Origin of the sequence: Okeania sp. SIO1H4 (genome assembly GCF_010672695.1) — a bacterium.
GTDB classification, from domain to species: domain Bacteria; phylum Cyanobacteriota; class Cyanobacteriia; order Cyanobacteriales; family Microcoleaceae; genus Okeania; species Okeania hirsuta.
Map to the genome: position 1 here is coordinate 76,695 of NZ_JAAHGB010000004.1, position 25,480 is coordinate 102,174.

Below are 25,480 nucleotides of genomic sequence, written 5' to 3' on the forward strand. Positions count from 1 at the left end.
TTAATTTGCTCTGAAAAAAATTATATTTTAGATTTTAAGCCTACTGAAAAATTCTAAATGTTGAGGTTAAGGAATAGGGAAAAGTTTTCGTGCTATTTTAACCTCATTATCTTACTGCTTTATCTTAATTTCTACTTGTTCAAGAAGCAATAACATAATCAATAAGTTGTGCAAGTCGTTGACGCAAAGTTTCCAAACCTAGAGCTTTAGCAGCAGAAATAAATACTGCCATCGGATATTCTTCGTGAGCAAATCTTAAAGTATCTCCATCTACTTCATCGATCTTGTTAAAAGCAACTAAAGCAGGTCCTGGAGTTTCTGGCATTTCCGCCAAAATAGTCATCACAGAACGTATTTGACTTTGCCAAGCAGGATGAGACAGATCGACAACATGAAGTAAAGCATCTGCTTCTGTCACCTCTTCGAGGGTTGCCCGAAAAGCATCAATTAGGGTAGGTGGGAGTTCGTGAATAAATCCCACTGTGTCGGTAATCACAATCGGAATTCGCTTACCCGTAATTGCATCAGGAATAATCAGACGACGAGAAGTAGGGTCTAGAGTTGCAAACAATTGGTCTGCAGCATAAACCTCTGATTTAGTAAGTGTATTCAGTAATGTAGACTTACCAGCATTAGTGTATCCAACTATTGCCACCGTTGGTACTTCTTGACTTTGACGATGTTGACGTAGACGGGAACGATGTGCTTGTAACTGATTTACCTCTTTCTGCAACCGAGATATTCGAGCATTAATTGCCCGACGTTCCGTTTCTAACTTAGTTTCACCAGGTCCTCTAGTACCAATACCACCACCAAGACGAGACATTGCCTCACCTCGACCTGTAAGACGCGGGATAGTATATTCTAGTTGAGCAAGTTCGACCTGTAATTTTCCGGCGCGAGACTGAGCGCGTTGAGCAAAAATATCGAGAATAACTTCAGTACGGTCTACAACTCTCACACCAACCTTAGTTTCTAGGTTACGAACTTGAGCAGGAGAAAGGTCGCGGTCAAATACAACTAAATTAGCTCCCACAGTTTGAACAGTCAGAGCAATTTCTTGGACTTTACCCTCTCCCACCACAGTTTGAGGATGGGGTTGCGATCGCTTCTGTTGCATTGTCTTTAATACCAAACCTCCAGCAGTATTAACAAGTCTAGCTAATTCTGCTAACCCATCTTCAAATTCCCTATCCTTCATTTTGTCTGTTTTTAGTCCCACCAACAGAACCTTATCTTGGTCAGAATCAACTTCTTGAGCAATAAATTCTCTTTCAAATTCTGCTTCTAATCCATCAATCAAGTCAATAAAGTCTTGTTTAGCAAGCATATCCAGACTCAGAGGGGGTGATACCGTCCAAAACGGTAATTCTTGGATATTGGTATCTGTCCGATCTGTTTGAGTAGGTAACAAGTGAGCTAAATAAGCTTGTTTAATGTAACCAGTAGCTCCACCCCCCTTGCGTTTAAATCCTTCACCTGTGAGGGTAAGCACCACCAGAGCATCAAGTCGTTGAATCACCATTGCAGTCAGAGCCGCTTCTGAAGGCACTTCTGGTTTCAGGTTAGTAGCGATGCAACGAATACCACTAAGGCGACTTGCACCGTAACGGGGTAATTCTAGAGGAGGAATTTGGGTTTGGCGGGGTGTGCCAATTCCTACCCGGATAATTTTTCCTCTACGATTGACATAAACACAGACTGGTTGGCCAACTTCTTTGCTGATTGAGGCGACTCTTTGGGCAAATTCTGAGGTAGTTAGGCAATCGCTTGGTAATCGCTGATGGTACAACCTTTGCAGTTGTTTAAGTTGGCTAGATTTTAGACCTTGAAGATTTCCGTAGATGGTTTCGATAGGCATTCCTAGCCACGAAAATGTGGCCCCTCTCTAATACTACTTTAGAATTATAAATATTCTATTATAATCCTAATTTTTGAGTTCAACACAGTCCACTTGATATATTACCTTTGTACAATTTTTGTGGAAATATAAATAATATCATGTCCGTTGGTATCGTTTGTGTAAAAGTTAGCGTGGATATCTACAGGAAATTTAAGTTTTTTTCTTGCTCAATTGCCTTCCTGTTTGTTGCCTGTTGCCTTCCTTTGCTATACAATACCGATGCTACCGGACATAATATAAGTCTTAAGTGGTGGCTTCAAATCAATGGAGTTTTAACTTAATTTATTCCTTGCGATCTACCTTAAAGATAATTTGATAAGACCGATCATTTCAGTTATCAGTTATCAGTTATCAGTACCTCTGCAATAAGGAGGTTTGACATCAGGAATAGTCTCTTTTTTTATCCCTTTAAAAAGGGAGGCGCATACCCACAATTTTTCGGTAATTATGTTAAATTTTTTTATGCATGACTCTCCTCCACCAAGCATTCAGGAAATTGCTTTTGCGTTTCGTCTTGGGGACGAATTGGTTTTTGGTTACCGAAAAATTAAAGTATAAAGCCTCTCCATTCATGGAGAAAAAGCGGTCGATCTTTGGAGCTTCCCGAAGGGTGGGATGGCATTAGCGTTAGCGTTTGCGCAGCATGACCATAGGAAAGCTCCTCTGTAAGAGGTAGTGGCTCTGTCACTCTTCGGGTCTCCTCGCTGGCCAACCATCGGCCAAGATAAGGAAAAAAAATACTTTTAGCCAATCCTTCTATTACAGAAGAGGTAATAATTAATAATTAATAATTAATAATTAATTATTAATTGTTAATTGTTGAACTCACCTTGGACGAATTCTATTTAACTGTTCTAAAGCCCATTTTGCTGTTTTTTCAACTTCAGGGTCTGGGTCATATTCTGCTTGTTGCAATAAGCTAGTTGTTTGAATGATTAACTCATAAATTCGAGTTAAATCTCGGATAGCATTTTTTCTGACTTCTGCATTGTCATTTTGCATTGACATTGCTAAAGCTCTATTCATTGGTTTTAATGTTTTAGTTCCTATTTCTGAGAGAGTCGCTAAAATTAAACTTTGCTGTTTAGAATCAGAATCTATCAGTAAATTAACTAATGGTTGAACAGCTCTAGAATCTCCTCTTTGACCTAATTCCCAGATAGCATGATGCCGTTTTTTCGGGTCAAAATTTTGTAGACCACTAATTAATTCTTCAACAACATTAACTTCTGGTAAAGGATAGTTATTTGGCAGAGTAATATCTCTAGAGTCTTCAACTGTAGAATGTTGATTATTTGCTTGTGATAAATTCACTTTATTTTCTGGTCGCTCATAGTGGTTATTTTCTTCACTCTCAATTGTAGAAAAATTTTCAGCTTTAATATCTAAATTATGGGATTTTAAACTATGTTTTGAAATTTCTACAGAAGTATTTTCTCCAGACTTCTGTAATGGGGGGACAAAAGAATCTAAAGAATTGTTTTTATTGGCCAAATAAGAGGTTTCTGGGAATCTAGGCCATTTAGAGGGGGACTGTTCGGAATCGTTAGCCTTTAAATTTAAATCAGTTGAAGTTGTTTTTGGTATTTGATCTTGAGATTGTAAGTCTTCTGGATCTAAGTCTTTAGGTTGATGATCGTCAAAAAGCTTAAGTAAGATAAATACTGCTGTACCAGTGACAAGAACTGATGTTATGCTTAAAATAAATAGTGCTTTTCGTCCTCCTAGAGCCTTGAGTATGACACGAATAGCTTTCGGAACTTTTGAGTCCGAGGATTTCGATTCTTTTTGATTGTTATTTTGAGATTTATTGGCCTCTGAATCAGTATCTTGAGCAATATACAGAGGAAATGAAGATTTGGTTAATGATACTGGATAATTAATCTGATTGGTTGATTGTAAATTTTCTGCCTCTGTAAAGCTACGATTATTTAATTCTCCTGTACTGTAATCATCTACGATAGCTCTACTCGGGGTCGCAGAAGAGTACAGGAAAGTCAAGGACGTAATGATAGAAAAGATGGATTTGTAATAGGCCATGATGTTCTCTTAGGAGTTTTCAGAGGCAACTTTTACAGAATAGGTAAAACAGAATAGGTAAATAATTGACATACTCCCGGCATCAAATCACAGATTATGATGCGGGATTCTCATCATTGATGATTCTACGCTCACAGAGATGACTTAGATGGACAATATCACTATTACCAAACCAGAGGTCGGACTCTCCCGTAGCTTTTGGGTCTCCCCCAGATTCCGGGCGAAGGTTTTTGCTGAGATATCATGCAAATTGAATCGGCATCGAACCCATTCAATTGGCCGCCGATTCATCTGGTCGCCAAATCACAGATTATGGCGTGAGGCTTCTCGGCGATCTAGCTAAAACAAGTGGGGGATATGGATTTTGTGTCATCTCATTTTTATTTAAATCTTTTTTCCTATATAGAAAACATAACCATAAAACTCTTTATATTTCTTGTACAATTTAGCTTCATGTCGTTGATTTTCTACAAATTCTTCGGCAGTTTTATTACCTACATTTTTTTGCAAAAATTTTTCCTGTGCAGAAACTTGTGGAGCATAAAAATTTTCAGTCCAACAATATTCAGGCAGCACAAAAGTAGCAATTGGAATATATCCAGCTTTTTCCATTTGTGTCACTTTATTTGAAATAGTATCTATTTCTGGATATTCACGATTCCAAAACTCATCTATTTCCACAGGTCGTTCTTGAGTGAACCATGATGCTTCTGAAATGGCAACGAAAGCTCCTTTCTTCAAAAATTTATGCCATTCATTTATACCTCGTTCAAATCCGATATTATAGATTGATCCTTCTGACCAGATTAAATCTAATTCTTCATTCTGAAAAGGAAGGTTATCCATTGAACCTAGAATACCATTAACTCTATCCTGGAGATTCAATTTCTGAGTATTAATATTGAATATATCTATAAAGATGGAAGACAGATCGATAGCTGTAATATTCCCTGACGTATTATTAGCTATTACCATTGTCTGACCTCCGGTACCACAACCTATATCAACAATTTTTGATTCATTTGTCAGATTATCAATAAAGCTTAAAGCTTTAATAGTTATTTCAGGACTCCCTGGTCCTTGTCGTTCCATTGTCGAAAAATATTCGTAGATTAATCTCAAATCAAACTCGTGAATGGATTTATATTCATTACTCATGTTTTTTCTATTTTCTCTAAAAGTTCTGTATTTTCAGGTATTGGAAAAGCTTATATAATTTAATGCGACAACATTACTAGAAATATTCAGAAAAGAGGGAGTAGGGAGTAGGGAAAAATAATTGATGATTTATGTACAATAATTGATTTTATTTTTGATTATGGGAGATGTCGACAGCAAATGATGAATAAATTTTAATCTCTTCTTATTTTCAATCAGAATATCATTTTTGGGTGTCGGTGAAGCGCGTGTATTATTAATATTAATTATCTAGGAGTCAACCCACCCCTCGCCCCTCCTGGGAGGAGGAGGGGGATTACCCAGTCAGGAGGAAAGAAAGAAGAACAAAGAGTAGTAGAGGGAGAAAGTTTTTTGTTTGTGCTCTTATCCGGACAAGATGTCATAACCTCTTTTCACCAACGCCCATTTTTGGATACTTAGTTATAAATCAAATATTTTTGTAGGAAAGTTCCATATAACTTCCCTACTCTTCCCTCAACCAAACTCCCCACCCTTTATAGTATTAATTTAATCATTTACATGAAGAGTAATCTTGTTATCTTGAAGTTTCTCTGATATCCAGCGCTCAAATAATTCACCGTCTAATTTTTTCCTAATTTCAGGATTATCTAAAGAGGCACCTTGTAACTGCTCTAACCTAAATAAACTCCAAAACTTATTAGTCTGAAATGGTCCTAAAATCTCTCCAGGATTAGCTGTATTAACACTATTTCTCAAATCTTCTGGCAAACTACTTAAACTAACAGCACCCATAATACCATTAAAATTTTTATCATTTGTCACTGAATATTCCTTGGCTAAATCTTCAAACCTGCTACCTTCTTCCACAATTTTTCGACGCAAAGCATCTGCTAATTCTTTATCTCCCACCACAATTCTAGATAAAATTACATAATCTAAACCTGCTTTCCGTTCATTAAAATATGTTTCTATTTTCTCTACAGTAACTGAGTCTTTTAATTGCTTTAGTTTAAAATAATTTTCTATCTGTGATTCTAAAGCATTATAGTTAATTCGATTCTGTTGTAGCCATTCTTGAAATTTTTTTTGGTCTTCCAGCTTTCTTTGCAATCTAAAATCAATCATAGCCTGTTGAATAACAGCCGGATTTACATTAATATCTTCCCTAGATTGCAATTCTTTTTCTATCACATATTGACGGACAATTTCTGTGACAAAAGATTGTAATTTTCCAGATGCTTGTAAATATCTTAAACCTTGCCCCCAAGATAATTGTTCTTCACCTATAGTTAATAGTGGTTTAGATTCCATTTTTAATATTCCATTCTTTAGCTAATCTTGCTCCAGATTTTAGTCTATCTCAACTAATCATTTTTTCAATCTGCCTTTACTAAATCTTCTTGAAGAAGGAAGAAGGAAGAAGAAAGAAGGAAGGACTGAAGGACTGAAAAAGTGGATGGGGATAGTCAACGACCGACCACTTCCTGTCTACAAACCCCAAGTAATTGTCCACACCCTGTAGACGGCGGGGTATTAAACCCAACATCAAAAGATAATACGTTTTAGTTAAATTACTGAAGTTAGAGCATATGAGCATTTCCTGCGTAATACTACGCAAACAGCTAGCTCACTGTCAATAGACTGTTTTAGCCAATTTTTGTAGTAATACTTGACTCTGACTTAATTAGTAAAGCTTTTATCTAAAACTGCTGATAGCTGATAGCTGACGGCTGAATGCTTACTAGAGCATAGTACCAAACTATGGCTAATAAAATTGCAGCGATCGCCCCGATTAAAGTATTAATAATATTTACTATTTCATTGGTTAACCATTCAAACTGAGATTGTACAGTTGCCCCAATCACACTTTCTAAATTAGTAGCAATAAAGGCTGCTAATACACAAAAAGCTATTCCTGTCAAGTCAATTAAACCTACAGACCAACCAACCAGAGCGATCGCCACGGAAGCTACGATACCAGCTAAAGTCCCTTCTAAACTCACAGCACCCTCGGTTCCCCGTGGTACTGGTTGTAGAGTTGTAATTAAAAAAGTCCGCTTACCATAAGCTTTTCCTACTTCACTAGCACAAGTATCAGAAAGCTTAGTGCTAAAACTAGCTACATAACCCAACATTAGTAAAAATGGTAAATTTTCTATGGGAGGATGATTCGGGTATAACAGACCAATGATCCAAACTCCCACAGCACAGATAGCAGCAGTCAGAGCTGAACCCCAAACATTTTCTGGCCCTCTAGCTCCTTCTCGCTTTTCTGCAATTCCGGCCGCCTGTTTTTGGGCCATTCCAATGCGGGTAACACCGGAGCCTACTAAAAAATAAAAGGCCACCACTAGATATCCAGGCCAACCCAAACTACCCCAAATTATTACTCCTAATATCCAAGCATGAAGTATTCCTGCTGGGGTTAACAATTTTTTAGGGGCAAAATAAACGAGACTGAGTAAGATAGTATTTAAGCTGATAGCTATTAGCCAAGGATTTATAGAATTAATTGCAGAAAACATAGTATCTACTCATTGGAAACATCTATTCTAATTTTAACTGGAAGGAAGAAAGAAGAGTATGGAAAAAAAGTAAGGGTCATTTCAGTTCTCAGTTATCAGTTATCAGTACCTCTGCAATCAGGAGGGTTGACATCAGGAATATTCTCTTTTTTTATCCCCTTAAAAGGGGAGGCGCATACCCACAATTTATCGGTCAAACATCCCCAACTTATTGAAGAAACTCAAATCCACAACGGAATGTTGATTCTTCCTTTTTGTTTAAATTTTATCGGATGTTTTTAGTCAAAAATCTATCGATCAATTACTAGGAATTAAGTATGAATCAAGTTATTTTTCATTTAGCTTTTCCCGTTAATGATATTGCTCAAACAAAAAAATTTTATGCTGATGGTTTGGGTTGTGAAGTTGGTCGAGAATCTCCAAATTCTGTGATTTTAAATCTTTACGGTCATCAAATAGTTGCTCATGTTGCTAAAGACACTTTAGAACCGCAAAAAGGAATTTATCCGAGACATTTTGGTTTAGTTTTTACTCTAGAAAGTGACTGGGAAGCTTTATTGGAACGTGCCGAAAAAAATAATTTTAAATTTTATCAGCAACCTAAGCGACGGTTTACAAATTCTCCTTTGGAGCATCGTACTTTTTTCTTGGAAGACCCGTTTCATAATTTGCTAGAGTTCAAATATTATTGTCATTCAGAAGCAATTTTTGGCTGCAATGAACATCAAAAAGTTGGCGATGCTGTAGCAGTTTAAATTAGTCTAGTTGTTAGATGTGGAAAAGTTATCAAAAATAGACTTATCTAACTTATCTAATAGTTCATAAAAATATAGTCAAATATGACATATCTTTATTTTGCAGGTGTTACCCTAACTGGGTGAACTACAACACCACGCCAGTTGCTTCAAGTCGGGGAACCCGCCCAACGCACTGGCTTCTCTATCCCATAGTCAAAGACAAAAGGGAGCTGCTTTTCTCATAATGTTCAAAGAACCATTAAAATCAGCATTAATTAATCCTTTACTGGTGGTGCAATTGCATTCCTCTTTTTACTCTTTTACCTGAGAAGATGACATAATTTTTCTGACCTTTGTTGTAAACTGGAATCAAATCATTATCCATAAAACTTGCTTTTGACGTATAAGATTCTTCTGTAATAATTATATTTATCTCTACAATCTTGGCTTGATAAGATAACATTTCGATTAACCTGTTATAGGGAACAAATATAAAATTTTGATTATTTCTTTTACCTAAATTTATCTTCTGTTTCCAGTTTTCATTGTGCCCTATTATTAATGTTCGTATTTTCTGATTAATCAGGGTATTAATAACCAAACGAAATGATTTATGAAGATAATCATTAATTTTGAATTCTCTTTTATCATTTTCTTTGTGGGTTTAATACCCCACCGTCAACGGGGGTGTTCAAAATTACTTGGGGTTAGAATCCCCATGTAATTTTCCTTCTGTCTCCTGTCTCCTGTCTCCTGTCTCCTTCTTCAATGCAAAGCTTTTTCAGCCTCTTACTTGATTTATTTTCCTGTAGTTGAGATTGTAGGAAGCTTTGAACTTTATTATAGTATTGATTTATAGATTTTAACGGTCTGCCATTTATCACTCTTGGGTTTGATTCCGGCTTGATTAAAAGTTAATTTAGCTAAATTGTTTAATCCTATATCAATACTGGCACAACGTTTTTTTTCTAGCTCGTATTATTTTTCAGTCGCTTCATAAATCACTTCTATTACATAATGGTTAAGTTTAGGGACTAAACGAACCTGTTTAATTTGTGAAGTAGGTACTAAAGTTTTTAGATAAATTCCAGTTTTACTTGGATTAATAATTTCTTGCTAATGAATAATTACTTCTAAGTGGAGAAGGAGACTTTAAGAAAGCGGTTAGCACTCAGCAGTCAGCAAGATTATTTTCTAAAGTGTAAAGAAGGGGATTTTAATCCCTCCTAACTCTTCATGTTCCACCCTTACTAAATGGAGAATTACGACGGTCTTATGTGCTTTGGCAAAAATATATTTGCCCTATCATTGTATTAGAATTTGTTTCTGGAGATGGTACTGAAGAAAGAGACAAAACTCCACCAGTAATATCGGATTTTCAAGAGCATAAAAAAACAGGTAAGTTTTGGGTTTATGAACAAAGGATTAGAATTCCATTTTACGGCATTTATAAAGTTAAAAAATCTGCTGTAGAATTATAAAGTTTGACTTCTAATGATTATGAATTTGTAGAGGCTAATGAACGGAGTCATTTTTCTATTCCACAGTTAGGTATTGAGTTAGGAATTTGCCATGGGAGGTATAATCAAGGTAATTTATTATTGACTGGTGAAGAACTTGCTCAACAAGAATATCAACGTGCTGAGAGATTAGCAGAAAAATTATGTCAAATAGGAATAAATCTAGACCAAGAATAAAAATAAGAAATATACAAATTATTTGGAGCGATCGCTTGCTTTTTCTCTCGAAATATAGTGAATCAGCAAATATATCTTTTCAGCAATTCCTTGGGACTAAAATTAACGGATAAAATTGAGATTTAGTTTTGACTTTGGATCTACTTTTAATTCCTCAACAATTAGTTTCAAAACTTTTTCATCTGATACCATCCAAGCATGAAGTAAAACATTTATTTTGATGTCTTTACCCACTGGTATTTGAGAACTTCTAGCAGGCAAAATCATCGCATCATAAGGAGTCCAAATAGAGGTGAAATTTATCTGCTCTAATAAAGCAATATCCTGGTTTAAATCTTCCAGAAAAGCACTTTTAGGACGCATCTGAGTCGGTGCTGCTAAATTTAAAGCATAGCCTGTTAATGTGCCGTTGTGTGGAGAAGAAATAGTAATAAAACGTTCTACTCTCTCTATACCACCTAATCTTTGAACATAATAACGACTGACTATTCCTCCCATACTAAAACCTATTAAATCAAAGGGTTGGTTAGGAGGAAATATTTTATCTACATAATTCGCTACTTGTTCGGCTAATTTATCTAAACCTAAAATACCGTAATTAGGAACTAAGTTCAGAGAATATACTTCCCATCCTAATTTTTTTAGGTATCGAGACATTTTATCGAATATTCTCATGGTGTCAAAAATTCCATGGACTAATAATACCGGATTAGGTTTATTTAAACTTTTCATATTCCTGATTTATCGTGCTGATCTTATTCTAAATTCTAGAGTGGAGCGATCGCTATTCTTTTGTTGAGTAGGACAATCTTTTGACTGATCTAGCAGAAGAAAGAAGAAGGAGAAATATTGTTTTGTCTGAGTTTTAAGCTTTTGATATGTCCGCACCCTTTCTTTCGACTGCTATAGCACTACAAGAATTGGTTAAGAAATTTTTCAATCCAGTTTCCTGACGGATTCCGCAAGAAAAAACTGTTCCCTATTCCCTATTCCCTATTCCCTAATTATGAGATATATATAAACAATTACAAATTTTTTTGCTTCTGATTTTCTCCAATTGCCAATTTTACGATCTACCTCTTCTGGTTAATGTAAAGTTTTATAAATAAATATAGACAAAACTTACGCTTGCTTTTAATTTAAACATATCAGGAATTTAACTGTAAAATTGTTTACAGAAAATCATTTAGGAGATAAAGATAATGTTAGCTTTTATCGGAGGATTGTTCGCCGGGGTATTTGGTATCCTGGGAAATCTGCTGGGAAAGAAGTCTGATTATTTATTAGAATTTAAGGACGATCAAGGCACTAATGAATCCAAGGAAGAATCTACTCAAGGGAGTGTAGCAGCGCCAGAACCTACTACAAAAAAAGAAACTAAACCTGCTAGTCCTGAAATTCCAAAAATTGCTAAAGCCAAACTTTCTGAGGCTAAAAAAAATGCTAAAAAAGCTGAAGCTGAAAATGGCACTCCTACAGTCGCAACACCACAACCTCCTGTAACTAATGTTAAAGTTTCCCAGGAACCAGAAGAGTTAGTATTATTTGCTCCTAACTTTTTAATGCCAAAACCTACAGCAAAACGTCGTCGCCCTGGTCCTAGCATGGGTATGTTTCGTGGTATGGCTAAGGATTTAAATCTGCCAAGATAATATTCGATAAAGAACTTAAAAATAAAGGGGTAAAAATTTAGCTTTTAACTTTATATTTGCTATGTTAAGCCCCTAATTTTTTAAGAATACTAAGGTACTATATAAATGAAAAGCTGGGTCCCACATTGTTTCTATTTTACGCGATATATCAATGTAATATTTGAGGCGACTTAATAGTTGAGTGTAATCTCGACTTGCGGCTTCTCCAAAAGAAGTAAAATCAGACCAAGTTGTTACTTTAGCTAATTTTGGATTAATCATATTTACTAAGTCATTCCATTTACTTCTATTAGTAGTTTGTAGTGTTAATCGGGATTCCTCTTGAGTCTTAACCTTAGGAGTAATTCCTTTTTGATATTGATAATTTTGGTCACAAAATCTGATAATACTACGGCGATTAGGAAGATGTAAATCTAATATATTGGCATAATCTTGAGTCATTTGTTTATGACGGATTTTTTCGGAACGTCGTCTAGGATCGTAATCCATAGCATTCATAAATATAGGTAATAATCCCTCAACTTTGTTTACTACTTCCGACCACTGAAAATTTAAACTTCCCATTTTATCCTGTTCATTTAGACAAACAATACTTGCCTCAGAAGAAGAAATAGATTGAAAATATTGAACTCTAAATATATTTATCTTCTCAATATCTGATATTTTTGCCCAAAATACAGGAATGCCTGCTTTGATCATTTCTTCACCATAAATTTTTAGTTCCCCAATAGCTCCAAGACGATAAATTCGCCAACCTCTACTTTGTAATTGCATTCTAGCTGTATAAGGATCAATTTTCATAATTCTAGCTAGATTTTTAGCAGCTTCCTGTTGATTTTCTTTACTAATAGCTTCAATAATAAGTAATCCTGGTTCGGTATTTTTGGGGTCAGATTTAGCAGTGGCGATCGCTTGTTGCTGGCGTTTTTTCTCTATAGTTTCTATTCTTTGTAAACCTTGACGTGCTTGCGCAACTACTTGTGGATTTGTTGCATCTTTCAGCAATTTTCTATAGAATTTTTCTGCTGATTCTAATTTATTTATTTTTTCATACCATCGCCCAATATAAAGTTGCACCCATAGATTTTGAGGATATTCTTTTTGTAATTGTTTTAGTAATTTTCCTGCCTGTTGATAGTTTTTTTGTTCTAGGAAAGTAGCAACTTCTTTTATTTCTTTCATATATAATAGTCCTATTTAAGCTGCTAGAAAATATCTCGGAAAAAGAAAAGAGCAGGTCATTTCAGTTATCAGTTATCAGTTATCAGTTATCAGTACCTCTGCAATTTGGAAATTATAAATGAAACTTTTATTTTGAAAGTTTTAAATTAGAGGTTATACCAAACCTAGTTATGGCTTGCTGATTAAATATCAAAGCATTCATTGATATTGGTTTTAGGCAATTTATGTCTTGAAAAAGTATGAGCTTTTCAGCAAGGGATTGTTAAAAAAGTGAAGATTTTCACCGAAGCAAAAGCCGAAAAATCACTCTTACTACTGTGTTGGCCACTGACTCTGTAATTTCCATTTATTCTACGTTCTAACTACTCCCTACTTCCTACTTCCTACTCCCTACAAACAGCAAAAAGATTTTCCATACGCAAACCCTAGTTAGTTATCAAAAGGTACTTTTTCCAAATCTATTCTAATCTTTCTACTTTCTACTTTACTTTCTTAATTAAGATACTATCATTGCCATTCTGACATAGACAATAGTCATAATTAAACATCTATAGAAAATATACTTCCTGTTTTCTCTTCTGAAAAGCTTTATCTGTAAGCTTTTTAAGGTTTAATAATTGCTGAAAAAATATAGGTATAAATTAAATTTATAAAATATTGTCAAATATATTTGAAATTTAAACTTAATTTTCCCAAAAAAGTTTAAATGAGCTATCTAGGGGAAAAATAGGGGTAATTTGGCTGCGATCGCCTCTGTTTTGGCCATTTATTAAAAGTGTTGATATGCAAGAAATACAGGGTGGTTGCTTATGAAGAAATTTTCGTGTATTTTTGAGGTAAGTAATTCGCTCTGCGTAGGTGCTTATTAAAATGAAGTAGAGAATTAGGGTTTGTTGAAAAAAGCAAAGTGTGGGAAGTGTGGGGAGGGTGGGAAGACAGAGAAAGTAGGATGAATAATTGTTCGAGAGATTTTCCTGCCCCCCTTATCCCAAAATACTTGCTTTTTGAGCTTTTTCCACTTAAAAGCTGGTACTTTTTCCAACCCAAAAAGGCTAAAGCCAATATCAGTCAGTACTTTCAGGTTTAATCAGCAAGCCCGAATTAGTAAGTGGTGGTACGATAGCGCAGCTAAACGTAGTTATCGCGTAGCGGAACGGAGTTCTATCGCGCTAGTATTCAGCGGAGCATGGGTAAGCAAAACCTACTTTTATACTTTTCTTTTCTCTAATACAGCAGCAACTAGAGACAATGCAACTAAAGGAGCTGTAACTGCTCTGAGAATACGTTTACCCAAAGAAACTGCTTGAAAACCTGTGGCGATCGCTGCTTCTATTTCCACATTAGTCCAACCTCCTTCCGGACCTGTAATTATTACTATTGATTTTGGCAGTTGATTATCTAATAAATTCTCAAGTAAAGAAGAGTAGTTATTACGAGCGACACATATATATTTGTAATAATTAGATAAAGTTTGACCATCGAATAATGATAAAGCTGCCGAATATTCCATAGTTTCTCTGATTATTGGAACTATTTGACGCTCTGATTGTTCAGCAGCTTCACGGGCAATTTTTTGCCACCTTTGCAACTTTTGCGGACTAGGTTTTAGTAAAGTTCTAGAACTTATAACTGGCAAAATATGAGTAACTCCTAATTCTGTACTTTGCCTAACAATTTCATCAAAATTATTTCCTTTGGGTAAGGCAGAAATTAGAATCAGGTCTATGGGTAGTTCATTTTGAATAAAAATTTCTTTCTCTAAAATTGCATTGATTGTACTTTTTTTAGAGGTTTCTGTTTGAAGTTTCGCTAACCAAGAATTACCTTGACCATCCATTACAATAAATTGGTCTCCTTCCCCTAGTCGCAACACTCGACCTAAGTAATGCTGTTGTTCAGGATTTAGATATACTTTCTGTCGTTCAATTTGGTGGGGGGCGATCGCTAATCTTTGCAAATTAGCCATATCTAGAAAAAAATTTAATTGTTCAAACTTGGTTATTCTTAAATTAGACATCTCCATAAAAGAAGGAGTAGGCGGAAATAATTAATGATTTATGTACAATAATTAATTTGATTTTTGATTATTGGAGATGTCTATTAGACTTCTGCTATTGAAGAAGGCAGAAGGCAGAAGGCAGAAGGGAAAATTGTTTGGGGTTAGAATCCCAAACAATTTTAAGCACCGTGTAGACGGTGGGGTATTAAACCCATAAGGGAAAAGATAATTAATCTCAAACCTTTGTCATATCATGTCCGGTTGAATACTTATAAAGTAAGGGAGTAGGGAGTAGGGATAATCAGGAGATTTGCTCTGTGTAAGAAGATAGGTTTTTTCATCTAAATGTTGGCAGAAGACCCGCGCTCTCCTGCCAACATTTAGATAAACATCTCCAGAAAAAGTTCTGAAACCCTGATGCTACTGTGCCAAAATCGGTATTTTTGGATAGTTCTAACTATCGAGTTATGTGACTGGGTAGTAAATTTATTACAGCTAATTGAAATTGATATTTCAGATTCACTACCACATCATATTTTTAACCTACGATCAAGTTATGTGACTGGGTAGTAAATTCATTACAGCTAATTGAAATTGATATTTCAGATTCACTAGCACATCATAATTTTCAGCCTAGAAATACTGAAAAACTCTTTAGGTGGGAGGGGTTTTTAATCTACCTCGAATTTTGAATTAGAGGACAATTACTACCCCTTATCTCCCACAACTTTTCAATTTCTTGGAGTGAAATAATCTATTAACTATTCTTGCTTAAAATTAGTTTCATCAGCAGCAGATAAGCTTTCGTTATTCCTAATTTTCTCCAGGTATTCTGCAATTGCTTCAGTTGCTAATTGAACTACTGGTTTACCCTGACGCTTTGACTCTTCTTTTAGTTTGGTATAGATTTCATCTCTAACGCTAACCCGATGTCGCATTTTACTGGTATCTTTTGGCTTCTCTGGAAGAGCTGTTTGACCAGCTTCTGGAGAAAAATTAGAAGGAGTGGATTGACTAACCTCTTGACCAAAACTAGAAGCGGTTGGTTGAACAGCTTCTGGAGAAAAATTAGAAGAGGGTGGTTGACCAGCTTCTGGAGAAAAATTAGAAGAGGGTGGTTGACCAGCTTCTGGAGAAAAATTAGAAGAGGGTGGTTGACCAGCTTCTGGAGAAAAATTAGAAGAGGGTGGTTGACCAGCTTCTGGAGAAAAATTAGAAGGAGTGGATTGACTAACCTCTTGACCAAAACTAGAAGCGGTTGGTTGACCAGTTTCTGGAGAAAAATTAGAAGGGGTGGGTTGACTAACCTCTTGACCAAAACTAGAAGGGGTGGATTGACTAACCTCTTGACCCACAGCAGGAAATGGTGTTGTAGTAGTATTTGCCACTTCGCCAGATACAGAAGTATTTACTGACTGGGTTTCACTTACTGTTGATGTAGTTACTGGCGGAGTACTATCAAAATTAACGGGTGAATTTACTGGATTATTAATCAGATTCGTTTCCTGATTATTTTCTTGATTTGTAGTTACCCCTTCTTCTTGAGGTTTAGTTTCTGGAGTTGCTTCAGTAACATTAGTAACTACTGGAGTATTATTTTCAGAGTTGGTTGAGGTCAACATTGAATTGTTAATATCTGTATTCATTGAGAAACTAGATTGATAGTTGGTTACGAACTGACGGATGGCTTCAATACCAACACGATTGCAGAAATCGCCGAAACTTTCATCTGGTTGGCGTTGTTGTTTGAAATAGATAAATATCGATTCCAACTCAGCTTCCAGATCGCTGATATGTAATTTGTCAACATAAGTTTTTGCCAGTCGTGTTTGATTGGGTGAACCTCCCAACCAAATCTGATAAGCATCAGGAGCACTACCGACAAACCCTAACTCGGCCATATAAGGTCTAGCACAACCATTGGGACATCCTGTCATTCTAATCACAGGATGTTCCTGTTCTAGTCCCACCTTGTCCAACAATAACCGAATTTGTCCCAGTATACCAGGTAAGGCCCTTTCTGATTCTACAATTGCTAGTCCACAAGTCGGCAAAGCTGGGCAGGCCATGCTATTGCGCACTAAGGGATCAATATCTTTTTCACTCTTAACACCATGTTGAGCCAGAATTTGTTCTATTGCTTGTTGCTGCTGTGGTTGAATTTCATAGAGAATTATGTTGTGATTCGGTGTTAACAGCATGGGTAGTTTAAACAATTCAACAATTTTCCGCAGTGCTGTTTTTAGCTGAAATGAATCTTCATTTTTTACACGGCCATTTTCTACAGAAATTCCTAAAAAGAGCTTGCCATCTCCTTGTTCGTGCCATCCCAGAAAATCCAAATATTTCCATTCTGGTAAAGGTTTAAAGGGGGCAATGGATTTACCAAAGTATTCTTCTAATTTGGCCTTAAATTTTTCTATTCCCCAGTCATGGAGTAAATATTTCATTCTGGCATGGCGACGGTTGCTGCGATCGCCATAATCTCTCTGAGTTGCTACTATAGCCTTGATTAATTCATAAATATCTTCCTTGGCCACATACCCGACCTCTTGGGCCAAACAAGGGAAAGTTTCTTCTTTTCGATGAGTTCTACCTAGACCCCCCCCTGCTAAAACATTAAACCCTTCTAATTCTCCTGTTTCATTGGTAATTACGACTAGGCTAACATCTTGAGTGTATAGGTCTACTGAGTTGTCTCCTGGTACGGTTACAGCACACTTAAATTTTCTTGGCATATAGTGAGTACCGTAAATAGGTTCTTCACTATTGGTGAATATTGTGCCATTACTATTAAGTTGTCTAGCAGCTTTTACTTCAGGATGTTCTTCTGCACTAATTACTTTTTCCCCGTCTAGCCAAATCTCATAATATGCACCTGTCTGTGGTGTTAATAAATCTGCTATTTTATTCGCATATTCTTTTGCATATTCATATTCGCGACGGTTTTTATATGGAGCTGGAGGAGACATTACATTTCTATTAAGATCCCCACAAGCTCCTAGAGTCGATCCCATACTTTTTATTATGGATGATATAACCGTTTTCAGATTTTTCTTTAAGATGCCATGCAACTGAAAACCTTGTCTGGTTGTTACACGAAGTGTATCATTACCATATTCATTAGATAAACGATTTAAGGTGAGAAAAAGTTGTGGCGGAATAAAGCCACCTGGATTTCTAGTGCGAAGCATCATTTGATAATCTTTTTCTTGCCCTTTCGCTCTATTATCCCGGTTATCTTGTTGGTAAGAACCATGAAATTTGAGTATTTGAATAGCTTCTTCAGTAAAGTGCGTTGTATCTTCTAGCAGTTGAGTTGCTAGGGGTTCCCGCAAGAAATTGCTATTTTCTTTTATACCTTCTACCTTAGAAGGTTTTTGCTCTTTTTGTACTAAATTTTGAGATGGAGTTATCATTTTAAAGTTGCTAATAGCTAATATTTAAGTAGAGTTACCGTATTAAATATTCCTTTAATCTTATAATTAGGAATGTAGTTTCCTTAATTTTATTTATTTATAATTCACTATATGTTTATTTTTACTAATCTTTTTATTTTTAGCATTTATAATAATTTACCATTAATTTACAAGTAACTCATTAGTCTTTTATTATACTCTCATATAACCGTATTTTGTCAACCTTATAATGATTCCTTGTGTCACTTATATTTTTTTCGCCTTGAAAACATACGGTATTTGATTTTTCTTGATTATAGAATTTTCAGTATTAGTCACACTCAACTATTTTCGTTCTAAAAATGCCTAATTCACTTATGTACCAAGAAGAAAACTACGTCGTCTTAGAACCAAATAAACCTGAGCAGTTGATGACAGGTTTAGAAATACTAGAAAAATTGCGGCTTATTCTAGCTCAAAAACAACATGATTTACCTAGAGATTTACAAAAGTTATCTTCCCTAGATGCTCAAGCTCAACAACTAAGAGATACCTATTGTGAATATGAATTAAGCAATGGTAATTTTATACAATGGTATGTGGTGCGTTTGGAAAAGTAAGTTTCTACCATAAGATTTTTATTCATTTCTAATATATCCACCCCCCAGCTAAGAGCTGATTTATCAAGTAAATATTAAGAGGCTAAATTCCTTGCTATATTTAGGCTTGGCGAGTTTTTATCCAGTAAATCCCAAATTATTAAAAGCTAGGTAGTATAAGACTTTTCCAACGGAGATGCTGGGCAAACAGCTAAGTTGACAAATCAGCTCTAAGGGAATTTTTTCAATAACATTTTCTCTTTCGTGTAGCGGAACAAAGTTTTATCAGTTATCAGTTAATGTTTTTAACCAGTTTGTAATTGACTCCCACTATTTATTTAAAAGTTAATAGTTATAAGTTTCCAACTCCAATAGACCATTTTTTTGCTAATTAACAGATTTAATCTTAAGTGTTTGAGGTGGATTAGGATAGGAAGTATCGGGTATGCGGAACAAAGTTTTATCAGTTATCAGTTAATGTTTTTAACCAGTTTGTAATTGACTCCCACTATTTATTTAAAAGTTAATAGTTATAAGTTTCCAACTCCAATAGACCATTTTTTTGCTAATTAACAGATTTAATCTTAAGTGTTTGAGGTGGATTAGGATAGGAAGTATCGGGTATAAGGATATGACTTCTTTTAGCTAAAATTTGAGAGATACAGTTTCAATGCTGAACTACTTGCTAATAACTGAAAACTTTTGCCTAATAACTATTTAACTAACCAATTATCAACCCGTTCACTGTTAATTGATTCAAAAGCAGGTCTTTATTTGTGAGTTTTATGCAAGCTGATTAATTTTGCTACTTTTGACGACTTTTAAAAGAATATTTTCTTCATCAACTTGCCGATGCAACTATCTAAAAGATTACTTTTTGAAAATACTTCTACACCAGAAAATAAAGTTAATATTTTCTACAAAATATCAATTTATTTTTGATTAAGTATTAAAGATTATATATTTATAGCGGTTTTCATTAACATAGAATATAGCTGTTAGGTCTGTAACTTATTAAACTTAAAACATACTTATATTTTGTCTGTAGTCTACCTTTGTGAAAACCACTATAATAATTGGCAGTCCTGCAACCGTAATAGTGGGACTTACACAAAATAGAGCCATAAAATAGTCTCAAATATATACAGGTAGAGAGTTTTACGTCAAAAAGGTATAATTCCTTCACAAGCACGGGTTCCAGGCATTTTTAGGCCATTGACGTAGTTCCCTTATGCAGACGACTCTTAGGCATTTTTTTGCCAGAAAATGTGTAAGTACCAATAGTATTGATTTAACTGGGGACAAATTACCTAATTATATTAGCTGTGATTACCTCAGATCCAATTAAAAGAAAGCAGTTGAGGGATGGTGTTTTGTTCCGCAACATGTAAAGCGGAGCAGCTCTGTCACTCTTCGGGTCTCCTCGCCATATCCAATCGACCAAGAGAGAGGATGTATTTCTGTTTCTTTCCTACTCACAGTTTTTTCCACTACCCATCGACTCATCGACCCATCGACCTATCTCCTTCTACCATTACTATGTACCACTACCTGATAATTTTATACTTCTGGAGTAGTTATCAGAACTAAGTCAATCTTTCCTTCTGTAGGTTGATTTACCTCTGCTTTGATATTTGGTCCAAAAAAACTTGATAGTTTATCTTGTTTCTGAAGCCAAGTATCTAACGGAATTGACGGAGAAGAAAATTCCAGCACTAAGGCATAATTATCATTAATATCTACTTCCCTTAATCCCTTAAGTATTGGTGTTTCTTCATCTGTGGGACTTAAACCTAAGAGATTAAGAGATTCTTCCAAATGTACTTTTTGGCCATATCTATACCGAGTCACATCTTTGCGTAATTGATTTTGGATGGGAGTAGCTTGTTTTTCTCTGAGAGTTACAATTTCTTTGGTAGTTGGTTGTGTAAAAGTTACTGGTTCAAGTTCAGCAGCTTTGAGAGCAAGTCCTCCTAGAAGCAGCGGGATTCCGTAGAAGAATCCTGCTAAATTAAGTGTGGGATGATTGGTAAAGTAAGCTGCTGTTCCAATCACAGAAATAATTCCACCTACAATTAATCCTACTGTTGCTAATGAAGTTTTACCTAGCATATCTTTAAAAAGAGAAAATATTATAATATATAGATAGTCAGTTTCTTGCTTTTATAAATTCTGTAACTAGAATTTTAGTATTGCTAAGTGTATCTTACCCTCATTATGACTTCGAGGTCAACTATTATTTTAGTTATTTTATACTTCTTTTAAAGTCGGGAACACCAAACAAGGAATAGAGGTATATTCTAGTAATTTTCAATATTGAATAAATGATTTAAGTTTCAATCTATATTTACTTATTGATTTATGTCTCCAAAAATCTACTTGAAAGAGTGAAAAATTCAGGGGTATGGAGATGTATTAAATACTAAGTCAATTATCTGACTTTGCCTAGATACTCTTCAGTATATATTAATGAAGAAAAGGTGGACTACGATCATTTTTTTGTTTATTTTTAACTGTATCAGCCATAAAATTTTTCAAAGCTTTATCTCTATTTTTCATAAAAGCTGCCCAAAATCCAGGCTGAAATTCATCCATTGTTTTTGCTAGTGCCCAAACATCTATTGCTAAAATATTGTACAATCTTTCATCCTCTTTTTTGAGGGAATCAATTTGCTTTAACATTGCTTTATCAACTGTCTTAGCTTCCTTTTCTGGATCTAAATTAGACATTTTTAGTATCTAGTATCTATGATAATTTATTTTCAATAACCAGAGATTGTTGAGATTTATAGATCTAACTATTGAGTTAAACTAAAATATCGTATTAACAAGAGTATATCAGGAATTTCAAATGGACTCACAGATAATCAAAGCAAGAGTGGCTAATATTGAGAGCAAGCGAGAATCTCTAGTTAAACTGCTAGAAAAACCAGATTTGGGTACACTCAGAATTGATATTAATCAAGCTCTAGAAGAGATTGATGACTTGATTGATGAATTAAAGCGAACTTTTCCAGATTGAGAGAAAATTAGTATTCTTCAATTCATTGGTTAAAGATAGATTGACAAACAATGAAGTTAAGAAAAATAGTTTAAATTTGCCTGATTTTTATGCTTAGAAAATACAGCAGCAGATTTATAGTTCACTTTGAAAGTTAGTATGTAATACAAAATCCGGTTTACTAAATTAGAGTTATAACTTTTTCCAGATTGGCTGTTGCTTATCTCCATGAATAATCTATTTCATTAATGGATAATGGATAATGGATAATTGATAATTGATAATTACCTCTGGTTAAAACCGCTCTTGATTGAATATAAGGAAATATTATTTCTTTTCTTGGTCGAGGGATGGTGAGGAGACCTCACCATCCCACCCTTCGGGAAGCTGCGCTAACGACCGTTTTTTTCCCCTTAAAAGGGGAGGCTTCAAGGCGCGAATTATTAATTATTAATTATTAATTATTAATTATTCGGTAAACCGGATATATAGCAATCCTAAATCATCTATAAAAAATCAAAAAACCATATCAAAAGTCGGAAACTCTTATCCTTTTCTTTTGGGTTTAATACCCCGCTGTCTACAAGGTTTTTACAATTGGTTGGAGTTTGAGTCTCCATCCACTTCTTTCTTCTTCAACCTTGTTTTCAGATATATTCTTTCCTTTTTGGCAGATATTTTCACACAATCTAATACCAATTTGGAAAAATAATGTTACTAATTAATTTGGGCAGTAGGGACGAATGGCTATTTGTCCCTACTTGATCATTGAATATATGGTTTAAATGCAAAATAGCTGATAATTTTTCATTATTTTACACCAAAAACTTCTTAGTACAAATGAGTATTTAATCAAACTTTCTCTACTTATATATTATTAATATTTATTTCGTTTATTTCAGTAATAGATCGACAAAATTATTTGAGTGTGCTGAAGATCACACACACAATCTAATTGCTATCACTCTTCAATAGTAGAAGATTTTGTAAATTTATGTAAAGAAACTTAAACTTGCCTGTTTGTCTAATTAAGAATGGAAAAAATAATAAGTCATAAAAATGGAGAATTTTGAAATAGATTTACAGAGGTTAAAGGAAGAGCAAGAACTTATCCTTAACCAAATAGATAATGCTATTGCCCTATTTAATAAATCTCATCACTTAATTTTATTTAATCAAAAACTTGCTGAAATTTGGGGATTATTGCCAGAGTGGCTTGCTCTAAAGCCTCATTGTGATACTATATTTGCCGAAATAGTTGCTCAAGGTTATTGGTCAACAAAACAATGTCAACAGCTCAAAGACTGTCTACTCAACACAGAAACAGAAAGTCTATTCCTAGATATAGAACAAGCTAACCATATTTTTCTTAATGTGGACTGCACTCTCACATCAGATGGGGGACATCTGTTCACTTTTCGAGATATGACTGTCTATCAAAAGTCCCAAAATACCCTTAATGCTGAATTGAGGAGATTAAGATTTCTCTTGGGTCTCAACGAACGACTGCAATACTCAGACAGCTTAAGAGAAATTGCCCAATTTGCTCTGAATTATTTAGTAGAGGTAATGAATGCTGCTTTTGGAGATGTCAAAGTTATTAGCGGAGAAGGAGAAGATCGCCAAGCAGGGCCAATATCTAATCAAATGACTTCTCAATTTATTGCTACTTATGGTGAACCTGCAGTAATGGAAATGGAAGGTTTATTGAAACAGGGCATTCCTTATGGCCAAGGACTTTTGTGGCAAGTAGTTGAAAGTGGTAAACCTATGTATGTTGAAGATTATGCTTCTCACCCTCAAGCTATACCAGGATTTTGTAATCCCGCTATTGGTCAATTAGGAATTTTTCCCATTCCTGCCACAGATGGGACAATTATTGGTGTTTTAACTCTAGAATCTCGTAATCTGCAAAAACTACAAGAAGCTCCTCAAAAAGATATGTTATTTGCAGCTTGTCGCACTCTAGGAGTGGCCATAGAAAGGGCACAGTCTCAAGAACATCTACGGCAAATTAATGAGGAATTAGAGCGTTCTTCTCAGTTAAAGTCAGAGTTTCTAGCTTCTATGTCCCATGAGTTGAGAACTCCACTTAATAGTATTTTAGGGTTTTCTGATTTACTACAGCGACAAAAATCTGGGCAGTTAAGCGATCGCCAACTTCATCAAGTTCGACTAATACAAAAAAGTGGTCAGCATTTACTACAGTTAATTAATGATATTCTTGATTTATCCAAAATTGAAGCTGGAAAAACAGAGCTAAATTTAGAGTCAGTAAATATTCACGAACTTTGTACTGACTGTTTGAAAATGATTCAGCCACGAGCTGATAAAAAAAGGTTAGCTTTATCTCTAGAATTAGATTATCGTTTATCTAAAGTTTTTCTAGACCAACGTCGTGTAAGACAAATAATTATTAATTTATTGTCTAATGCTGTTAAGTTTACACCAGAGGGGGGGCAAGTTAAACTTAGCGGACGTTTAGCTTATGGTAGTCAAATTCAAGGTGATTATCGACCTGATTGTTCTCCGATTAATCCTAGCACTCCTTATTTATGTTTAGAGGTAAAAGATTCTGGAATTGGTATTTCTGAAGATAGATGGAAATTTTTATTTAGTCCTTTCCAGCAGGTTGATTCTTCTTTATCTAGGAGACATGAAGGTACGGGTTTGGGTTTGGTTTTGACAAAAAAATTGGCTGAATTACATGGGGGTACTGTTTCTTTAAGTTCTCAGGTTAGTAGAGGTAGTGTTTTTCGTGTTTGGTTGCCATTAACAGAGATGCAACAGGAGTTAATTGTTAATTTTGAAGCTGAAGAAAGTTCTCAAGTCTTTTCTGGAAATATTGCTGAAAAAAGACGAGAATCTGAAAAAATTTATCGAATTTTGATTGTTGAAGATCAACTTTATAATCAACTTTTAATTTCTGAAGTATTGGAGTTAGAGGGCTATACTGTTGAGCTGATTAGTGATGGTAAAACTATGTTGGATACAATTAATTCTCCTCTAGTTACTCCTCCAAATTTACCTAATTTAATTTTGATGGATATTCAGTTACCAAAAGTTGATGGGTTAGAATTAATTAGAAGAATAAAAGCTCATCCCACATGGGGGTCTGTACCAGTTATTGCTGTAACTGCTATGGCAATGAGTGGCGATCGAGAAGTATGTATTAATGCTGGTGCATCAGCTTATCTTAGTAAGCCTTTGAATATTGAAAAGATGATTGCTACTGTTAAATCTTTACTAAGTAGTCATTAAAGATTCAATAAAGATAAGAGAATTTTTATCAAAATAATTGGGTCTAAAACCCCGCCTTTTATTTTAAGGCGAAATATTTTTGGATATTTGCTCAAAATTCCTGTTATAACAATAACTTCTGACTTTGTTCAATAGTAGTTCAATTTAATTTGTGAAAAAAATATCTGGGAATTTAGGGATATGGAAACATGGTTCAACAATTAATAATTAATAATTCGGGCTTGCTGAATAAATTTAAAAAACTTACACACTCAGCGATTAAAGGCATTTTGAATTAGAAATTGTACCCAATTTTGAGCTAAAATATACTCTTATTCCAGGGATCTATAACTGCACACACCATGTA

19 protein-coding genes and 1 pseudogene are annotated in these 25,480 nt (G+C 34.9%); 7 read left to right on the top strand and 13 right to left on the bottom strand.

All coding sequences use genetic code 11. The features are described from left to right. Window positions 1–139: 139 nt before the first annotated feature. The 5 genes from hflX to F6K06_RS02725 all read right to left on the bottom strand — a co-directional run bounded on the left by hflX (window position 140) and on the right by F6K06_RS02725 (window position 7,608). Window positions 140–1,861 carry a GTPase HflX gene (gene hflX / locus F6K06_RS02705; RefSeq protein WP_124144717.1) on the bottom strand — a complete coding sequence of 574 codons (1,722 nt, stop codon included), beginning with the start codon at window positions 1,859–1,861 and terminating at the stop codon, window positions 140–142. 867 nt (window positions 1,862–2,728) lie between these two features. Then, a complete protein-coding gene (locus F6K06_RS02710; protein ID WP_124144716.1) occupies window positions 2,729–3,943 on the bottom strand; it encodes a HEAT repeat domain-containing protein in 1,215 nt (404 codons plus the stop codon). A gap of 384 nt (window positions 3,944–4,327) precedes the next feature. Beyond that, on the bottom strand, window positions 4,328–5,101 hold the full coding sequence (locus F6K06_RS02715) for a class I SAM-dependent methyltransferase (RefSeq protein ID WP_124145154.1): 774 nt from the start codon (window positions 5,099–5,101) through the stop codon (window positions 4,328–4,330). Between the two features lie 528 nt (window positions 5,102–5,629). Beyond that, window positions 5,630–6,394, bottom strand: coding sequence for a peptidylprolyl isomerase (locus F6K06_RS02720; RefSeq protein WP_287239519.1), 765 nt, complete (start codon window positions 6,392–6,394; stop codon window positions 5,630–5,632). A 389-nt stretch (window positions 6,395–6,783) separates the two neighbouring features. After that, window positions 6,784–7,608, bottom strand: coding sequence for a TIGR00297 family protein (locus F6K06_RS02725; protein WP_124145152.1), 825 nt, complete (start codon window positions 7,606–7,608; stop codon window positions 6,784–6,786). A 317-nt stretch (window positions 7,609–7,925) separates the two neighbouring features. On the opposite strand from F6K06_RS02725, the gene F6K06_RS02730 reads away from it, so the two are divergent. Continuing rightward, window positions 7,926–8,363, top strand: a complete 438-nt coding sequence (locus F6K06_RS02730; RefSeq protein WP_124145151.1) for a VOC family protein — start codon at window positions 7,926–7,928, stop codon at window positions 8,361–8,363. A 265-nt stretch (window positions 8,364–8,628) separates the two neighbouring features. On the opposite strand, the gene F6K06_RS02735 is transcribed toward F6K06_RS02730, so the two are convergent. Continuing rightward, a complete protein-coding gene (locus tag F6K06_RS02735; protein ID WP_275670381.1) occupies window positions 8,629–8,976 on the bottom strand; it encodes an IS200/IS605 family accessory protein TnpB-related protein in 348 nt (115 codons plus the stop codon). Between the two features lie 76 nt (window positions 8,977–9,052). Further along, the gene (locus F6K06_RS02740; RefSeq protein ID WP_205127377.1) at window positions 9,053–9,229 is read right to left on the bottom strand and encodes a hypothetical protein; all 177 of its coding nucleotides are present in this window, start codon (window positions 9,227–9,229) and stop codon (window positions 9,053–9,055) included. A 393-nt stretch (window positions 9,230–9,622) separates the two neighbouring features. Here F6K06_RS02740 and F6K06_RS33730 point away from each other — a divergent pair, with 393 nt between their 5' ends. Together F6K06_RS33730 and F6K06_RS33735 are read left to right on the top strand one after the other, a co-directional pair. Then, a complete protein-coding gene (locus tag F6K06_RS33730; protein ID WP_338043188.1) occupies window positions 9,623–9,826 on the top strand; it encodes a hypothetical protein in 204 nt (67 codons plus the stop codon). A 3-nt stretch (window positions 9,827–9,829) separates the two neighbouring features. Continuing rightward, window positions 9,830–10,042 carry a hypothetical protein gene (locus F6K06_RS33735; RefSeq protein ID WP_338043187.1) on the top strand — a complete coding sequence of 71 codons (213 nt, stop codon included), beginning with the start codon at window positions 9,830–9,832 and terminating at the stop codon, window positions 10,040–10,042. A gap of 102 nt (window positions 10,043–10,144) precedes the next feature. Here F6K06_RS33735 and F6K06_RS02750 read toward each other — a convergent pair whose 3' ends face one another. Next, on the bottom strand, window positions 10,145–10,774 hold the full coding sequence (locus F6K06_RS02750; protein WP_124145150.1) for a triacylglycerol lipase: 630 nt from the start codon (window positions 10,772–10,774) through the stop codon (window positions 10,145–10,147). Between the two features lie 470 nt (window positions 10,775–11,244). On the opposite strand from F6K06_RS02750, the gene F6K06_RS02755 reads away from it, so the two are divergent. Continuing rightward, entirely contained in the window at window positions 11,245–11,694 is a 450-nt protein-coding gene (locus F6K06_RS02755; RefSeq protein ID WP_124145149.1) for a hypothetical protein, read from the top strand. 72 nt (window positions 11,695–11,766) lie between these two features. On the opposite strand, the gene F6K06_RS02760 is transcribed toward F6K06_RS02755, so the two are convergent. From F6K06_RS02760 to sir, 3 genes and pseudogenes are all read right to left on the bottom strand, one after another. Then, window positions 11,767–12,876, bottom strand: a complete 1,110-nt coding sequence (locus F6K06_RS02760) for a lipopolysaccharide assembly protein LapB (protein ID WP_124145148.1) — start codon at window positions 12,874–12,876, stop codon at window positions 11,767–11,769. Between the two features lie 1,207 nt (window positions 12,877–14,083). Continuing rightward, complete coding sequence (locus F6K06_RS02765) at window positions 14,084–14,842, bottom strand: 16S rRNA (uracil(1498)-N(3))-methyltransferase (protein WP_124145162.1); 759 nt, start codon at window positions 14,840–14,842, stop codon at window positions 14,084–14,086. A gap of 1,667 nt (window positions 14,843–16,509) precedes the next feature. Then, window positions 16,510–18,294: pseudogene (gene sir / locus F6K06_RS02770) on the bottom strand (sulfite reductase, ferredoxin dependent); the annotation flags it as partial. Between the two features lie 341 nt (window positions 18,295–18,635). Between sir and F6K06_RS02775 the strand changes: the two are divergent. After that, on the top strand, window positions 18,636–18,893 hold the full coding sequence (locus F6K06_RS02775; protein WP_124145146.1) for a chlororespiratory reduction protein 7: 258 nt from the start codon (window positions 18,636–18,638) through the stop codon (window positions 18,891–18,893). A 1,539-nt stretch (window positions 18,894–20,432) separates the two neighbouring features. Here the strand turns inward: F6K06_RS02775 and F6K06_RS02780 are convergent. Both F6K06_RS02780 and F6K06_RS02785 read right to left on the bottom strand, forming a co-directional pair. Then, a complete protein-coding gene (locus F6K06_RS02780; protein ID WP_124145145.1) occupies window positions 20,433–20,984 on the bottom strand; it encodes a DUF2854 domain-containing protein in 552 nt (183 codons plus the stop codon). A 354-nt stretch (window positions 20,985–21,338) separates the two neighbouring features. Further along, the gene (locus F6K06_RS02785) at window positions 21,339–21,602 is read right to left on the bottom strand and encodes a hypothetical protein (protein ID WP_124155128.1); all 264 of its coding nucleotides are present in this window, start codon (window positions 21,600–21,602) and stop codon (window positions 21,339–21,341) included. Between the two features lie 121 nt (window positions 21,603–21,723). Here F6K06_RS02785 and F6K06_RS02790 point away from each other — a divergent pair, with 121 nt between their 5' ends. Together F6K06_RS02790 and F6K06_RS02795 are read left to right on the top strand one after the other, a co-directional pair. Next, window positions 21,724–21,894 carry a hypothetical protein gene (locus F6K06_RS02790; protein ID WP_192901129.1) on the top strand — a complete coding sequence of 57 codons (171 nt, stop codon included), beginning with the start codon at window positions 21,724–21,726 and terminating at the stop codon, window positions 21,892–21,894. A 1,038-nt stretch (window positions 21,895–22,932) separates the two neighbouring features. Continuing rightward, on the top strand, window positions 22,933–25,134 hold the full coding sequence (locus F6K06_RS02795) for an ATP-binding protein (protein WP_287239529.1): 2,202 nt from the start codon (window positions 22,933–22,935) through the stop codon (window positions 25,132–25,134). The last annotated feature ends 346 nt before the right edge of the window (window positions 25,135–25,480 follow it).

Bases quoted from the DNA above. Each gene is read 5' to 3' on its own strand.
- hflX (WP_124144717.1), bottom strand. From the start codon at position 1,861: ATGCCTATCGAAACCATCTACGGAAATCTTCAAGGTCTAAAATCTAGC.
- F6K06_RS02710 (WP_124144716.1), bottom strand. From the start codon at position 3,943: ATGGCCTATTACAAATCCATCTTTTCTATCATTACGTCCTTGACTTTC.
- F6K06_RS02715 (WP_124145154.1), bottom strand. From the start codon at position 5,101: ATGAGTAATGAATATAAATCCATTCACGAGTTTGATTTGAGATTAATC.
- F6K06_RS02720 (WP_287239519.1), bottom strand. From the start codon at position 6,394: ATGGAATCTAAACCACTATTAACTATAGGTGAAGAACAATTATCTTGG.
- F6K06_RS02725 (WP_124145152.1), bottom strand. From the start codon at position 7,608: ATGTTTTCTGCAATTAATTCTATAAATCCTTGGCTAATAGCTATCAGC.
- F6K06_RS02730 (WP_124145151.1), top strand. From the start codon at position 7,926: ATGAATCAAGTTATTTTTCATTTAGCTTTTCCCGTTAATGATATTGCT.
- F6K06_RS02750 (WP_124145150.1), bottom strand. From the start codon at position 10,774: ATGAAAAGTTTAAATAAACCTAATCCGGTATTATTAGTCCATGGAATT.
- F6K06_RS02755 (WP_124145149.1), top strand. From the start codon at position 11,245: ATGTTAGCTTTTATCGGAGGATTGTTCGCCGGGGTATTTGGTATCCTG.
- F6K06_RS02760 (WP_124145148.1), bottom strand. From the start codon at position 12,876: ATGAAAGAAATAAAAGAAGTTGCTACTTTCCTAGAACAAAAAAACTAT.
- F6K06_RS02765 (WP_124145162.1), bottom strand. From the start codon at position 14,842: ATGGCTAATTTGCAAAGATTAGCGATCGCCCCCCACCAAATTGAACGA.
- F6K06_RS02775 (WP_124145146.1), top strand. From the start codon at position 18,636: ATGCCTAATTCACTTATGTACCAAGAAGAAAACTACGTCGTCTTAGAA.
- F6K06_RS02780 (WP_124145145.1), bottom strand. From the start codon at position 20,984: ATGCTAGGTAAAACTTCATTAGCAACAGTAGGATTAATTGTAGGTGGA.
- F6K06_RS02785 (WP_124155128.1), bottom strand. From the start codon at position 21,602: ATGTCTAATTTAGATCCAGAAAAGGAAGCTAAGACAGTTGATAAAGCA.
- F6K06_RS02790 (WP_192901129.1), top strand. From the start codon at position 21,724: ATGGACTCACAGATAATCAAAGCAAGAGTGGCTAATATTGAGAGCAAG.
- F6K06_RS02795 (WP_287239529.1), top strand. From the start codon at position 22,933: ATGGAGAATTTTGAAATAGATTTACAGAGGTTAAAGGAAGAGCAAGAA.